This window comes from Amycolatopsis circi (assembly GCF_003385235.1).
GTDB classification, from domain to species: Bacteria; Actinomycetota; Actinomycetes; order Mycobacteriales; family Pseudonocardiaceae; genus Amycolatopsis; species Amycolatopsis circi.
Genome location: NZ_PQIA01000178.1, coordinates 1 through 14,870, shown reverse-complemented (window position 1 = coordinate 14,870; position 14,870 = coordinate 1). Strand labels below are relative to the sequence as shown.

General features: G+C 69.9%; 10 protein-coding genes and 1 pseudogene. 4 read left to right on the top strand and 7 right to left on the bottom strand.

All coding sequences use genetic code 11. The annotated features are described in order from the left end of the window. Positions 1–352: pseudogene (locus tag D0D37_RS42060) on the top strand (MFS transporter); the annotation flags it as partial. Positions 353–490: 138 nt separating this feature from the next. Here D0D37_RS42060 and D0D37_RS48575 read toward each other — a convergent pair. Next, a complete protein-coding gene (locus D0D37_RS48575; protein WP_279630363.1) occupies positions 491–619 on the bottom strand; it encodes a hypothetical protein in 129 nt (42 codons plus the stop codon). Between the two features lie 102 nt (positions 620–721). On the opposite strand from D0D37_RS48575, the gene D0D37_RS42055 reads away from it, so the two are divergent. Continuing rightward, positions 722–2,041, top strand: coding sequence for a GGDEF domain-containing protein (locus tag D0D37_RS42055; RefSeq protein ID WP_116206148.1), 1,320 nt, complete (start codon positions 722–724; stop codon positions 2,039–2,041). Here D0D37_RS42055 and D0D37_RS42050 read toward each other — a convergent pair. From D0D37_RS42050 to D0D37_RS42040, 3 genes are all read right to left on the bottom strand, one after another. Further along, positions 2,004–2,975: an ArsR/SmtB family transcription factor gene (locus D0D37_RS42050; RefSeq protein ID WP_162834737.1), complete on the bottom strand. Its 972-nt coding sequence runs from the start codon at positions 2,973–2,975 to the stop codon at positions 2,004–2,006. The two genes, D0D37_RS42055 and D0D37_RS42050, sit on opposite strands and share 38 nt — an antisense overlap. Before the next feature lie 164 nt (positions 2,976–3,139). Beyond that, positions 3,140–3,970 carry an NAD(P)-dependent oxidoreductase gene (locus D0D37_RS42045; RefSeq protein ID WP_425267028.1) on the bottom strand — a complete coding sequence of 277 codons (831 nt, stop codon included), beginning with the start codon at positions 3,968–3,970 and terminating at the stop codon, positions 3,140–3,142. A 40-nt stretch (positions 3,971–4,010) separates the two neighbouring features. Then, positions 4,011–4,877 (bottom strand): NAD(P)-dependent oxidoreductase, encoded by an 867-nt coding sequence (locus D0D37_RS42040; protein WP_116206145.1) that lies wholly within the window; start codon positions 4,875–4,877, stop codon positions 4,011–4,013. Positions 4,878–4,972: 95 nt separating this feature from the next. Between D0D37_RS42040 and D0D37_RS42035 the strand changes: the two genes are divergently transcribed. Next, a complete protein-coding gene (locus tag D0D37_RS42035) occupies positions 4,973–8,089 on the top strand; it encodes an AfsR/SARP family transcriptional regulator (protein ID WP_116206144.1) in 3,117 nt (1,038 codons plus the stop codon). A 97-nt stretch (positions 8,090–8,186) separates the two neighbouring features. Here D0D37_RS42035 and D0D37_RS42030 read toward each other — a convergent pair whose 3' ends face one another. Continuing rightward, a complete protein-coding gene (locus D0D37_RS42030; RefSeq protein WP_116206151.1) occupies positions 8,187–9,599 on the bottom strand; it encodes an amidase in 1,413 nt (470 codons plus the stop codon). Between the two features lie 111 nt (positions 9,600–9,710). On the opposite strand from D0D37_RS42030, the gene D0D37_RS42025 reads away from it, so the two are divergent. After that, positions 9,711–10,676 carry an Lrp/AsnC family transcriptional regulator gene (locus D0D37_RS42025; protein ID WP_116206143.1) on the top strand — a complete coding sequence of 322 codons (966 nt, stop codon included), beginning with the start codon at positions 9,711–9,713 and terminating at the stop codon, positions 10,674–10,676. 3 nt (positions 10,677–10,679) lie between these two features. Here the strand turns inward: D0D37_RS42025 and helR are convergent, their stop codons facing one another. Both helR and D0D37_RS42015 read right to left on the bottom strand, forming a co-directional pair. Beyond that, complete coding sequence (gene helR / locus D0D37_RS42020) at positions 10,680–12,860, bottom strand: RNA polymerase recycling motor ATPase HelR (protein ID WP_208720522.1); 2,181 nt, start codon at positions 12,858–12,860, stop codon at positions 10,680–10,682. Positions 12,861–13,505: 645 nt separating this feature from the next. After that, the gene (locus tag D0D37_RS42015) at positions 13,506–14,621 is read right to left on the bottom strand and encodes an aldo/keto reductase (protein WP_244223871.1); all 1,116 of its coding nucleotides are present in this window, start codon (positions 14,619–14,621) and stop codon (positions 13,506–13,508) included. Positions 14,622–14,870 lie beyond the last annotated feature (249 nt).

The window sequence follows — 14,870 nt, the reverse complement described above, 5'->3', positions numbered from 1 at the left end:
GGGCCCGCTCGGGATGGCCGCCAGCGTCCCGCTGGTGGGGTGCGCGCGCCAGCCGGGACTCGCGGTGACGGCTGTGCTGTGGGGCCTGTCGGGAATGGCGAGCGCCTACCACCTGCCGGCGTCGGCGGCGTTCACGCTGGCGGTTCCCGACCACCGGCGAGCCCAGGCCTACGGCTTGGCCGCCACCGCGTTGACGACCAGCCAAGGAGCCGGGATCGCCCTGGCCGGCCTAGCGGCGACCGCAGCGAGCGCGAGCACGGTCCTCGCCGTCGCCGGGGGACTGGGTGTCCTGACGGCGTTCGCGGCGGGCGCGGCTTGGAACCGGGCCCGTCGTGCTCCTGAACCGGTGTGACGGTTTGCGGGCCTATTGGTTGCCGTCTTGTGTTGCTCATCGTGACGGCTTTCCCCGCAGTCGCCGGAAGACTCGGCGTGAGCACGGCAGGCGCGGCCTGGAACCGCGCCCGCCATGCTCACTCACCCGTTTAGCGGATCAGCGGTCCCACTCGTTCCCGCAGCGGTCCCACTCGTTCCCTCTGCGGGTCCACTCGTTGCCCTGGCAGCGGGTCCATTCGTTGCCGCGGCGGAAACGGGTCCATTCGTTGCCGTGTGCGTTGCTCATCGTGGCGCCTTTCTCTCGGAGGAATGGTCCGGCCGGCCTATCGACCCCTGGTGACAATGCGATTACTGTGGTGTCTCTTCGTTGACAGGGGCGGATACCAGCGTGACTGGTGAGGATGGCAGACGCAGAGCGACGCGGGGGCTGTGGTCCCTGCCGCGTCCCGCGCTGTGCCTGGTGCTCGCGGTCGACCTCGTCGCGGTCGTGCTCGCCGTGCTGTCGTCGGTTTCCGTCTCGATCACCCGGACCCAATGGCTGTGGTTCGCGGTCCTCGCCGCCGCCGCGATCGCGCATCTCGAGGCGGTCCGCACGATCGAACGCCGCCGCGAGCAGGCGTCGAAGAAAGCGCCGTACACCAACCTCAAAAGCCTCTGGGTGTTCGCCGCGCTTCTGGTGCTGCCGCTGCCGCTGGTGATCGCCCTGACCGCGGTTTCCTACCTGTACTGCTGGTATCGCGTCTACGGGCCGACGATCCTGTTCCGGAAGATCTACTCCGCCGCCACGTTCGTGCTCGCCTCGGCCGCCTCCTCGCTCGTCCTGGACGGCGTGGCGCCCGGCGCCCGGCTGCCGCACGACCTGCTGTCGCTGCTGCTCGTGGCGGCCGCGGCGGCGACCTGGTGGCTGGTCAACTACGCGTTGGTCGTCGTCGCGATCGGCCTTTCCGCGCACGGGAAATTGGCCGTCCGCCAAGCCCTGGGGCATCCCGGCGACCAGCTGGTGGTCGCCTCCGCGCTGGGCCTCGGCGCGACGATGGCCGTTCTGCTGGTCCACGAACCGTGGGCGCTGCCCGCGCCGATGATCGCCGTCCTGTGCGTGCACCGCGATCTCCTGCTGCCCCAGTATCTGCGAGCGTCGCGCACAGACCAGAAAACCGGCTTGGCGACCCCGGCGTACTGGGCCGACGTCGTCACCGCGGCACTCGACCGCGCGAAGCTGAGCCAGACCAGGCTCGGAGTGCTGTTCCTGGACGTCGACAAGTTCAAAACCATCAACGACACCTACGGACACCCCGCCGGAGACCAGGTCATCCGCGCCGTGGCGGACCTGGTCAAGGCCGAGGTCCGTTCCCAGGACCTCGTCGCCCGCTACGGCGGAGACGAGCTGGCGATCCTGCTGCCCGGCCTCGAATCCGACCAGGTGCTGGCGGTCGCGGAACGGATTCGCTCCCGCCTCGCGCACACTCCGATCGCGCTCACCGCCACCACCGACGGACAGTCCCGCACCTTGCCCGGCGTGAGCACCTCGATGGGCGTCGCGTCCTACCCCGGCAACGGAGCCACCGCCGACCAATTGCTCACCGCCGCCGACGGCGCTCTGCTGCAGGCCAAACAGAACGGCCGCAACCAGATCAGGCAGGCGCGATTTCCCCGGCAGCAAGAAATGCGAACTACCGGGTCCCGAGAAACGCCTTCCCCAACGCCGTAAGCGAATGATGCACCCCCGCACTCTCCCGGGTCGTCGTAATCAACCCAGCCGTCCGCAACGTCTTCGTATGCTGGCTCACCGCCGCCGGTGACACTCCCAGCCTCGCGGCCAACGCCGTAGTGGACGCGTCCGCCGCCAATGCGCACAGCAACCGCGCCCGCGTGCGGCCCACGAGCCCGGCCAGCTGATCCTCCCGAGTGCCCACCGGTTCCTGCGGCACAACGCCGACCGCCGGGCAGACCAGCATCGGCTGTTGGGCAGCATCGATGAACGTCACCGGCTCGCCCCAGCAAAAATGGGTGGGCACCAGGACCAGGCCCCGCCCGTCCAGAGCCACCGTGCGATCGCGCGGGTAGTCCGCCTCCAAAACTGGATCGCGCCACCGGATCGACGGGTGCAGATTCGCCAGCAGCGCCTCGACACCGCCGCTGAGCAAGTGCTCCGCATACCGGGCGCGGTCGGTCTCGACTCGGCGGTCCAAGACCGGCCGCGCCGGCCCGAGGACCAGGTCGCTGTACTGACGGAGAGCGTGCACGACATCGCGGGTGCTGCCGTCGGAGTAGACCGTGCGGGCCCAGCGCGGCACGCGGCGCTGCCGGGCGAAGGTGCGGACGATGTCCTCGCGCAGAACGGCTTTCGGCTGCGACAGGATGGTGTCGAAGTGGGCGCCGACGTCCGTCTCGTCCAGCGCGGGCGTCAGGAAGTCCGGGAAGTTCCCGGCCGGGACCAGCTCGGCGGCGGTTTTCAGGCAGCGCCAGCGGGCGGCAGCGCGCCGGGCGCCGGTCAGGACTGTCGCTCGCCAGCCGCGGTACTCCAGGGGCAGGTGCGGGTCCTGGAGACTGTTGATGCTCAGAATCAGCTCCCACGTCGGGTGCGCGCCGCTCGCCAGCCGCACCCGGCACCGGTCTTCGGCCGTGAAAATCATCCGCAGCATCGGAATCACCCCTGGTCCGCGCCTCCCCAGCGCGGCTCTGCGTCCAGGATGCGGCGCGCGACCGCGGTCTGGGAAGCGTCCTCCGGCAACCGGCGCGGATCCGTCGGCGGACGGGGCCGCGACTTCGGCCGGGCTGAACGGCGGCTTCCCAGACCGCGGGCGGATCAAGCCTTGGCGCGGATCACCTCGATCAGGCTGGTCCAGCTGTCGCGCCCGTGCCCGGCGGCGATGGCGCGGTCGTAGTGCTCCTTCACCGCCGCGGGCAGGGCCGTGTCGATGCCCGCGTCCCGGCTGGCGACGAGGATGTGGTCGGCCGTCGCGCCCATCATCTGGGCGTTTGCCTGGTCGCCGGGGTGGGTGCCGCTGTCGACGTTCTTCGCGGTTTCGTCGAGCATCGTCTGCACGAGCGTCAGCAGTTCCGACGCGTACGGCACCAGCGTCGCGGCGGGCACCCCGGCCGTGCCGACGAGCGCGGCGGAGTGCAGGAACGCCGAGAGCGTGGTGAGGAACAGGTCCAGCAGCGACTGGTAGTACAGCTGCGCCAGGCCCGGGTCCGCGCCCCGGTAATCCGCCCGTCCGATGACGCGCAGGGCTGGCTCGATCCGGTCGAACGTCGGCTGTGCGCCGCTGTAGAACACGAACGAGCCCTCGGTGCCGACGACCGGCGCGGGCACCATGATCCCGCCGGCGATCATCTCCGCGCCGCGCGCGGCCAGCCATTCCGCGGCCACCCGGGTCCGCTCCGGCGTGTCCGAGCTGAGGTTCACCACGATCTTGCCCCGGAGCGCGTCCTCGGCCGGCGCGAGAATGTCGTACATCGCCTGATAATCGGTGAGGCTCAGGATGACCAGTTCGTTCGCGGCCAGCGCCTCGGCGGCGGTCGCCGCCCGCTTCGCGCCCTCGGCCACCAGCTCGTCGGCCCGGCTCGCGGTGCGGTTCCACACCGTCACCTCGTGGCCGGCGGCCAGGTAGGCGCGCACCATGGCCTGGCCCATCGGGCCGAGGCCGAGCAACGTCACATTCACAGGTTTCTCCTTATTTCTTCAGCAGTTCGATGACGCTCGTGAGGTTTTCCGCGCCGTGGCCGTCGGCGGCCCGGCGCAGGAGCAGCTGGTGCAGCGGTGCGAGCAGTTCGGAGCTGACGCCCTGGTCAGCGGCCGCGGCGGGCAGGTTCTCGAACGCGGCGGCCTGCATCCCGAGGTTCGACACGACGTCCTGCGTGTAGTCGCCGCTGTCGACCTCCTTCGCGGCGGTTTGGGCGAAGCCGCCCATCGCGGTCAGCCATCCGCTCAGCAGCGGCGCGAACTCGACCGCCGACAGCCCTTCGCTGCGGATCAGCGCGTAGGCCTGCAAGATGCCGGTGAACTGGCCATACATCCCCGACAGCAGTGCGAGGTCGTGCAGCGCGGCGAGCCCCGGGTCCTCGCCGACGTAGTTGCTGCCGCCGAACGCGTCGAACACCGCGCGATGCGTGTCGAACAGGTCCTTGGGCCCGCTGTAGAACACGAACGCGCCCGGCTGCCCGATCATCGGCGGGACCGCCATGATGCCGCCGTCGAGGAACCTCCCGCCCTTTTCCGTGACCCATTCGGCCAGCTCACAGGCCTGTCGAGGGGTGCCGTTGGTCAGGTTCACCACCGTCTTGCCCGGCAGCGAAGCCGTGTCGAGCACCTCGCGCACCGACGCGTCGTCCAGCAGGCAAGCGATCACCAGTTCGCTCGCCGCTACCGCTTTGGCAGCCGACTCCGCAGCCACCGCACCCCGCGTCACCAGCGGCTTCGTCTTGTCCGCCGAGCGGTTCCAGACCGTCACCGGCCGTCCCGTTCCCAGCAGCGCACCGGCCAGCGCGCTGCCCATCGCCCCGAGGCCCAGCACCGTCACTGAGGTGGCATTCCCGGACATGTCGTCCCTCCAGTTCGTCGATCTGCCGACCACGGTGCCGAGTGCCGCGCACGGTTCGCTGCGGGTCCGCGCACGGATGCGGTTACGGTGGATTCGTGCGATTCGGGATCCTGGGGCCCTTGGCCGTGAGCAGCGACGACGGCGAGCCGGTCCGGGTGCCCGAGGCCAAGGTCCGGACCCTGCTCGCGGTCCTTCTCGTGCACGAGGGCCGTCCGGTGTCCGCGGACCGGCTGGCGGACGACCTGTGGGGCGACCAGTTGCCCGGCAACCCGGTCAACACCCTGCAGACGAAGGTTTCGCAGCTGCGCCGTGCGCTGGAGCGCGCCGAACCGGGGCAGGGCCGCGCGCTCGCCCATCAGGCACCCGGTTACGTCCTGCGGATCGATCCGGAGGCGGTCGATGCCGGACGGTTCCGTGCGTTGACGGCTGCGGCAAGCACGGCAGAGGATCCGCAGTCGAAGGCCGCACTGCTCACCGAAGCGCTGGCGTTGTGGCGAGGTCCGGCGCTCGCCGAGTTTGCCGACGAAACCTTCGCGCAGCCAGTGATCCAACGGCTCGAGGAGGATCGCCTTGTCGCGCAAGAAAACCTCGCCGAAGCCAGGCTCGCTCTTGGCGAACATGCCGCGCTCACCGCGGAACTCGCCGACCTCGTCCGGCAGCATCCGTTGCGCGAACGGCTGCGCGCTCTCCAGTTGCGTGCGTTGTATGCGGCGGGGCGGCAGAGCGAAGCGCTGGCCTCTTACGACGAGTTGCGTCGCCGTCTCGCCGACGAGCTAGGACTCGATCCCGGTCCTGAACTGACGGCACTGCACCGGTCGATCCTGGCACAGGACCCGGCGCTGACCGCCGTCGTCCCGCAGCTTCCGGTGCCGCTCACCGAACTGGTCGGCCGGACCGCCGCGATCCAGGCGGTCAGCGCGCTCGTCAGCGAATCCCGCCTGGTGACGCTCACCGGACCCGGCGGCGTCGGCAAAACCCGGCTCGCGCTGGAGACCGCGCACCGGCTCGGCGGCGACTTCGCCGCGGGAGCGTGGCTCGTGGAGCTGACCGGGATGGATCGGAACGAGTGCGCGCTGAGCCAGTGTCCGCCGATCGAATGGGTGGTGGAGGCGATCGCCGCGACGCTGGGCATCCGGGACGCGGCCGTGCCCGCCGTGGCGGATCCAGCCGAACGGCTGGCCGAGTCCTTGCGCGGCAAGGAGACTCTGGTCGTCCTGGACAACTGCGAGCAGCTGATCGAGCCGGTCGCCGAGGTGACCGGACGGCTGCTGGCGGCCGCGCCCGGACTGCGGATCCTCGCCACCAGCCGGGAGCCGCTCGGGCTGGCCGGGGAAACGCAATTCCCGGTGCCGCCGCTGGACCACGACAGCGCCGCGCAGCTTTTCACCGCACGGGTCGCCGACACCGGGTGCACTGTGGACAGTGCCGATGCGGTTGCGGTCGCGGAGATCTGCCGGAAACTGGACGGATTGCCGCTGGCACTGGAACTCGCCGCGACTCGCGTGCGCGCGTTGGGTGTGCCGGAATTACTGCGGCGGCTGGACGATCGGTTCCGTCTCCTGGACACCACCCGACGCGGAGTGCCCGCCCGACAGCAGACTCTGCGCGCGATGATCGACTGGAGCTGGGAACTCCTGAGTGCGCCAGAACGCCTTGTTCTGCAACGATTGTCGGTGCATACCGAGGATTGCGCGCTCGACGCGGCCGAGACGGTCTGCGCAGGCGACGGCGTCGAAGAGGGCGAGGTGCTGGGTCTGCTGGCGAAGCTTGTCGACCGTTCTCTGGTTGTGCCCGCGAACAACGCGCGGTACCGGCTGCTCGAATCGGTAGCGGTTTACGGCCTGGAGCGGCTGCGCGAGGCGGGCGAGGTCGAAAAGACTCGACGTCGGCACGCGGAGTACTACGTCCAGCTCGCCGGTGTCGCCGACGCTGGTCTCCGCGGCCGCGAGCAACGGCGCTGGCTGCAACGACTCGACGCGGACCTGCCGAATCTCCGCGCCGCAGCGGAGAATCTGGCCGGTTGGGGGAGCGCCGACGACGCGTTGCGGTTGGCGAACCGGCTGGCCTGGTACCGATTCCTGCGCGGGCGGATGGCCGAGGCGACGCGCTCCCTCCGTGCCGCACTCGGCTTGCCCGGCGGCGATCCAGAGTTGCGTACGGAAGCCCAGGGGACGCTCACCGCGCTAGGCATCCTCGCTGGCGACCGGCCGGACTGGCGTCCCGTGGCCGAGCAGCCGATGAGCGCCCGGGCCAAGTGGTTCATCGGCTACGCACTGTCCACAGTGGCCGATCTGCCCGGTGCCGAACCGCTGACCCTGGATGCTCTCGCCGCCTTCGAAGCCGCCGACGACCGGTGGGGGATCGCCGCCGCCAGTGGCGACCGAGCCAGTCAAGCGTTGTCGCGAGGTGATATCGCCGGGGCATGGCGTTACGCCGATCGCTGCGCGGAGCTGTTCGCTGAACTCGGCGACAAATGGGGACAACTGCAGGCGATTTTCGCGCGGGGCGCACTCAGTTCCCTTGCCGGGAACTACGCGCGCGCCGAGGCGATCCACGGCGAAGGCTTGCGGATCGCTGAGGAACTGGGGTTGTGGCCGGAAGCGTCCTACCAACTGTCGTGGCTGGGCCGGGTAGCGTTGCTGCGCAAGGATTACGCCGCCGCCCGCGGACTGCATGACAGGGCTCGCGAGGTCGCCGCGGAGCACGGCTTCACGCCGGGGGAGATGTATGCGCTGACCGGGCTCGCTCTCGGCGCGCGGCGCGAGGGCGACCTCGATCTCGCCGAGCAGCATTTGCGGACGCTGCTCGAATGGAACAAGCAGGTCGATTTCGAACCGGGGAACACGTTGATCCTCGCGGAACTCGGTTTCGTCGCCGAATTGCGCGGAGACCCGGACACTGCGTTGCGCCTGCAACTGGAAGGTTACGAGATCGCCCACCGGGCCGGGGATCCGCGAGCGATCGCGCTGGCGCTGGAGGGATTGGCGGGCGCGCACGCACTAGCCGGTGCGGCTCGCGAAGCCGCGCGATTGCTCGGCGCGGCCGCGGCTACCCGCGCCGGGGTCGGCGCGCCGCTGCCCGCGGCGGAGCGGGAGGACGTGGACCGGATCACCGCCCGCGCGAGCGATCTTCTCGGCGCGGCAGAGTTCGCGGCCGAGTTCCGCGCGGGCGGCAATGCCGGGAACTTAAGCCGCGTGGCCTCCGCCCGCTGACCGTGCCCTCAGGTCCGTGAGGGGAACCCTGAGGGAATCAGAGTCCCTCAGGGTTCCCCTCACGGACAGCAAACCCCGCACCGGCCACCCCAGCGTCTCAGAAGACGGGCCGCCGATTCCCGTACCCGGTGGCCTGCTCGAAAGCGTGCGCGGCCCGCAACAGCCCCAGCTCGCCCCGCAGCGGCGCGATGATCTGCAGCCCCACCGGACGTCCGTCGCCGGTGAACCCCGCGGGCACCGACAGCGCCGGACAGCCGGTCGCCGAGATCGAGTACGCCGAGCGCATCCACTCCAGATAGTCGTGCATCGGTTGCCCGGCAACGGTTTCCGGGTACTCCCACTCCACCGGGAACGGCGGCACCTGGCTCACCGGCGCGAGCAGCAGGTCATACTGGGAGAAGAACTCCCGCATCCCGGTGATGAGCTGCAGCTGCCGCGTCTGCGCGCTAGCGATGTCGGCACCGGAAAGCGTGGCGCCGAAAGCGATGTTGTCCTTGAGGGTCTGCTTCATCTTGTCCGGATGTTCTTCGAGCAGACCGCTGAATCCGGCGTGGAAAAGCCACCCGCGCAGGGTGCGGAACACCTCGTCGGCCGCAGTGAGGTCCGGACAGGCGAGTTCGACGTGGCAGCCGAGGTCGGCGAACACCTTCGCCGCCGGTTCCAGCACAGCGGTGACCGCGGGGTCGACCGGCAGACCGCCCAGATCCGGCACCCACGCGACGCGCAGGCCGGTGAGGTCGGCGTCGAGCGAGCCAGCGAAGGGCGCGGCGGGCTGGTCGAGCGCGATCGGGTTGCGTTCGTCGTGTCCGGCGATCACGGAGAGGAGGAGCGCGACGTCGGCGACCGTGCGGCCCATCGGCCCCTGCACGCCCAAGGCTTCCCACGGCAGCGTCGCAGGCCAGGTTGGCACGCGTCCCGGCGACGGACGCAGGCCCACGACGTTGCAGAACGACGCCGGATTCCGCAGCGAACCGCCCATGTCGCTGCCCTCGGCGAGCGGCTGCAGGCCCGCGGCCAACGCTGCCGCCGCTCCACCGCTGCTGCCGCCAGCGGACAGATCCCGCCGATAGGGGTTCCGCGTGGCGCCGAAAACCGGGTTCATCGTGTGCGACCCGGCCCCGAACTCCGGCGCGTTCGTCTTGCCGAGGGTGATCGCACCTGCGTTTCGGATCCGCTCGACGACGAGGGTGTCGCTGTCCGGGATGTGGTCGGCGAAAATGGGGGAGCCGTAGGTCGTGCGGACACCGGCGACGTCGTGCGTGTCCTTGTGCGCCACCGGAATTCCGTGCAGCGGACCTACCTCCTCGCCGTGCGCGAGACGTTCGTCGGCGGCTGCGGCCTCGGTCAGCGCACGCTCGGCGGTGAGCGTGACGATCGCGTTGATCTGGGGGTTGACCTGCTCGATCCGGTCGAGATGGGCCCGCAGCACCTCGCGGGCGGACAACTCGCGGGTGCGCAGCCGCCGGGCCAGTTCATGGGCGGGCAGGTAACAGATCTCCTCGGCGCTCACTGGCTTCCCTTCCTGACCCCGGTGTCCGTTCGAGACGTCAGCTTCGCGCGCGGTGCTGGGGTCGGACAAGAGCTGCTCGACAAATGACGGAATCAGCCACAGTATTGGCTGATGACCGCACGCCTGGACCCGCTCGACCGCCGGATCGCCGGCGCGCTGCAAGTCGACGGCCGCGTGTCCTGGCGGCGGATCGCCGAGGTGCTGGACGCGCCGGAACGCACGGTCGCCCGCCGCGGGACGCACCTGCTGCGCACCGGCGTCGTGACGGTTGTCGCCGTTTCGCCGCACGGCGTACCGCTGCTGGTGCGCGGTCGCTGCCGGGCCGGGCTCGGCCGTCCCGCGGGCACCGCGCTCGCGGGACGGCCGGAGACGAGCTTCTGCTACCTCATCACCGGACAGGGCGAACTGGTCGCCGAGGTCTTCTGCGACCGCAACCGGCTGCCGACCTTCATGTTCGACGAGATGGCGGCGATCCCCGGTCTGCTCGATCTGACGGCCGATACCGTCACTCGCTACTACCGCACCATCCACGAATGGCAGCCCGGCCTGCTCAGCCCGTCGGAGACGGAGGCGATCTCCTCGCTGCCGCAGCCGACTCCGCAGCCCCGGGAGCCGGACGGCGTCGACTTCAGCAGCGACGAACGCGCCATCGTCCGCGCGCTGCGCGAGGACGGCCGGCGGACCCACGAGGAGCTGGCCCGCGCCGCCGGGATCTCGGAATCGACCGTCCGCCGCCGGCTGGAAGCGTTGCGGCGGGAGGAAAAGGTGTTCATCCGGGCGGTGGTGGAGCCGGCCGTGCTCGGGCTGCCGGTCGAGGCGCTGCTGTGGATCCGGTGCCGCCCGCACGACGTCGACGACATCGGCCGCGCCCTGCTGGGCTCGCCGTACGTGCGGTACGCGGCGGCGATGACGGGCGAGTATCAGCTGCTGGCTGACGTGACCTTGCCCGACATCGCCGCGTTGCACGAGTTCGTCGGCAGCTCCGGATGGTCCCGGCAGGCGGATTCGGTGCATACCGGGGTGGTGCTCAAGGCGTTGAAGCGCAGCAGCGTCCTCGCTCCCGAACTGCGCTCCTGACGGCTAGACCCGCTCCTCCAGCCCGTTCAGCACCGACGGCAACGCGCCGCGGTGCAGCACGCCGAGCCGCTGCGTCGCCCGGGTGAGCGCGACGTACAGCTCGGCCGCGCCGCGCGGACCGTCCGCGAGGATCCGGTCCGGGTCTACGAGAAGCACGGCGTCGTACTCGAGCCCCTTCGTCTCCGAGGCCGCCACCGCGCCCGGCACGTCCGGCGGCCCGATCACGACGCTGGTCCCTTCCCGGCCCGCCTCGTCCCGGACGAATTCCTCGACTGCGGCGGCCATTTCGTCGTCCGCGACCTTCCGCGACCACGGCCGGACCCCGCACGCGCGCACCGATTCCGGCGGTTCGACCCCCGGCGCGAACTCGGCCAGCACCGCGCCCGCGATGGCCATGATTTCCGCCGGGGTGCGGTAGTTGACGGTGAGCGAACGGTAGACCCAGCGGCCCGGAACGTACGGATCCAGCATTGTGGCCCAGTCCGTCGCGCCCGCCGCCGACCGGCGCTGCGCCAGGTCGCCGACCACGGTGAACGACCGGCTCGGACACCGCCGCATCAGCACCCGCCAGTCCATTTCGGACAGTTCCTGCGCCTCGTCGACCACGACGTGCCGATAGGTCCAGTCACGGTCCGCGGCGGCGCGTTCGGCGAGGTCGCGGGTGTCGTACTCGACGAACCGCTCGGCCAGATCGGTGTCGTAGAGCAGGTGTTCGGCGGAGAGGCCGATGTCCTCGTCCATCTCCTCGCGATCGAGGCGCATGATGTCCAGCACGCCGGCCGCGTACTCGGCCTCCGCCTCGCGTTCGGCCTTGTCCTCCTTCTGCTTCGCCCGGTCCGGTGCCTTGCCGAGGAGGTCGATCAGCTCGTCCAGGAGCGGGACGTCCGACACCGTCCAGGCGTCGCCCCGCTCGCGCAGCAGCGCCGGGCTGGCGCCGGCCGCGGTGAGCCGGGCGGGGGAGGAATACAGCGTGGCCAGCAGGCTTTCCGGGGTCAGGAGCGGCCAGAGGCGGTCGATGGCCTTCACAAATGTCTTGTCAGCAAGGAGTTCTTTGACGAGCGTGGAACGGAAGTCCTCCCACTCCTCTTTGTCGTCGCGAGTAAGCCAACCGCGCCCGATGCGGACCATGGCGCGCTCGGTGAGCACGTACGTCACGATCTCGACGAACACTGCCCGCGCCTCGTTGTGCGGCCGCCCGCTCTGCCGCGCCTCGTCGCGAGCCCACTCGGCGGCCGCCGCGTCGATCCGGACCGTGGTGTCGCGAAGTTCGATCAGGACGGGTTCCTCCGGCAGCTCCTGCCGGTCCTTGACCGCCGCGTCGAGGACGTCGAGCATCCGCAGAGATCCCTTGAACCGCGCGACTTCCGGCTCGTCCTCGGCCCGCGCGTGCAGCCCCGGGAGCAGCCCGCCCGGGGTGGTGAACACCACGTCGGACTCGCCGAGCGACGGCAGCACGCGGCCGATGTGGTTCAGGAACGACGGATTCGGCCCGAGGACGAGGACGCCGTGGCGCTCCATCCGCTCGCGCTGCGTGTACAGCAGGTACGCGACGCGGTGGAGCGCCACGACGGTTTTCCCGGTTCCCGGCCCTCCCTCGATGACCAGGACGCCAGGATGGTCGAGCCGGATGATGCGGTCCTGCTCGGCCTGGATAGTCGCGACGATGTCCCGCATCCCCTCGCCGCGAGGAGCGTTGACCGCGGCGAGCAGCGCGGCGTCGGCGTCGTTCTCCTCGCCGCTGCCGGGCCGCCCGAAGACCTCGTCGGTGAAGGACGCGACCTGCCGGCCGTGCGTGTGGAACTGCCGCCGTCGCCGCATGTCCTCGGGCGTGGCGGCGGTAGCGGTGTAAAACGCGCTCGACGCCGGAGCGCGCCAATCGAGAAGGACGGGTTTGTACTCGTCGTCCTGATCGAAAAGCCCGATCCGGCCGATGTAGGAATGGTCGCCTTCGAGAGTGTCGAGCCGCCCGAAACACAACCCGGAGTCAGCGACCGACAACCGCCGCGTTTCCCGAGTGAGCGCGCGCACCTCGACGTCGCGCTCGCCCGGAGTCTCGTCGTTTCGCTTGAGGGCAGCGGTGTAGCGCTCCTTGGCCCGCTCGCGCTCGCCGTCGAGCCGCCGGTACAGCCCGGCGACGTAGTCCTGTTCGGACCGCAGTTCTTCTTCGTACCCCTGAGTTGACACGTGCCCCTCGCTGCTGTTATTCTGAACCCAGATTCGGCGCGAACTTCTTCTTTCTTGGTGAAGACACGTCGATTTTTTATTGTCCACCTGTTGTCAAGTGGCTGGTGGGACTGGTCCTTTTTCCGGCCTTTGCCTCGCCGGGAGTCCGTGGGTGGCGTGGCGTCTGGCTGGTTGCGATGGCTGGCCGGGCGGCGCCGTGGAACGTCGAGCCCTCTCGGGCGCGCCAGGGTCGGGACCGCGGAAGGCACCCTCGGCCAAGGCGAGCCGGGCGTCCCGCCGCAGCGGCTAGGCTCCGGCTGGTGCATGCCTAACGATGGCGAGTTGGGCCATGGCGACACGATGGCGAGTTGGGTCATGGCGGGAGGCTTGGGGCCCTGCGCTCACCAGACGCGTCGGGCCATGCGGAGTCGGGCTGGCCGGATGGAACCGGTCGCGCCGGGCGCATCCTCGGCGGCGAGCCTTTCCACGCGCCACGCTTCCTGATCCTGCCCGCACCAATCGCACGCTTCCCCCGACAGCTCGAAGTTCATGGTCGAGCAGCGATTCTGCGGCATCCCCCGGGGCTTGCGGCAAGCCCCGGGGTGCGCTATATCTTGAAAAGGGCGAGGGAAATCATTCTTCACAGAGCGCGGAATCCCGCGCGGTTCACGGCTGCGCAGCGGGCACCCAGTTGCGCACCACCGGCCGATATCCCTCCGGCTTGTCGCCCACCTTCGCGCCGGGGTTGATCAGCCACGACTGGTAGTCCGGCGTGAACATCCGGTACGGCCCGGCCGGCGGCACTTCGCTCGCGCGGTCCAGGGCGTCGCGCAGGTCGGCGGGCAGGGTGAAGTCGAGCGCGTGCATCGTCGCGTCCAGTTGTTCCGCGCTGCTCGCCCCGACGATCGCCGACGCGATGCCCGGCTGCGTCGCCACCCAGTTGATGGCGACCTGAGCCATCGTCACGTTCAGCTCGTCGGCGACTGTTTCGAGCGTCTTCAGCAGTTCCCACTGTTGCGTGCTCCAGGTCCCAGCAGCACCCTCGTCCGCCAACCGCCCCTCGCCGCTCAGCCCGGTCGCTGAGTTGCGGTATTTGCCGTTCAGAAACCCGCTGCCGAGCGGGCTCCACGCGGTGATTCCCAGGCCCAGCTCCTGACCCGCCGGGACGTGCTCGGTCTCGATCGTCCGCTCGATCAGCGAATACGGCAGCTGGAGACTGATCATCGGCGGCAGCGAATGTGCGTCGGCGAGCGTCTGTGCGCGGCTCGCGTACCAGGCCGGGACGTCGGACAGTCCGGCGTACCTGATTTTCCCTGCCCGCACCAGATCGTCGAACGTGCGCAGCACCTCCTCGACCGGCGTGATCCGGTCCCAGGTGTGCAACAGGAACAGGTCGAGATAATCGGTGCCCAGCCGGCGCAGCGACGCCTCCACCGACCGGATCATGTGCTTGCGGCCGTTGCCGCCCGCGTTCGGATCGCCCGGGTCGACGCTGTTGGTGAACTTGGACGTCAGCACGAGCCGATCCCGGCCGCCCGTCTCGGCGATGAACTTGCCGAGCAGCCGCTCGCTCTCGCCCGCGGTGTAGAAATCAGCGGTGTCGACGAAGTTGCCGCCCTCCTCGACGTACTTGCGGAAGATCGGCCGCGCCTCTTCCTCGGACTTCCCGTAGGCGGCGTGAAACCCGTCGGCGCCGAAATTCATCGTGCCGAGCGCGAGCCTGCTGACCCGCAATCCGGACCGGCCGAGCAGGTAATACTGGTCAAGAGACATCGGGGTCATCGCTCCGTTCCCGAAACACGCGCGGGCCGCGCCCGCCTGGCTCGGCCAGGGTGCCTCCGGAAAAATGGACCAGCAAGTCCAGAAGTTGAGGGGGTGCCGAGCAGGCAGGGGCGGCCGGGGGCGACCAGCCCGGAACCGCCGCGTCACAACCGGCCCAGTCACAACCCGCCCAGACTGCAGGCCGCTCAGCAGCGGCCTGCCGACCCCGCCCGCCGAGCCGCTCTTCGCCCAGTCGCGCCGCGCCAGTCG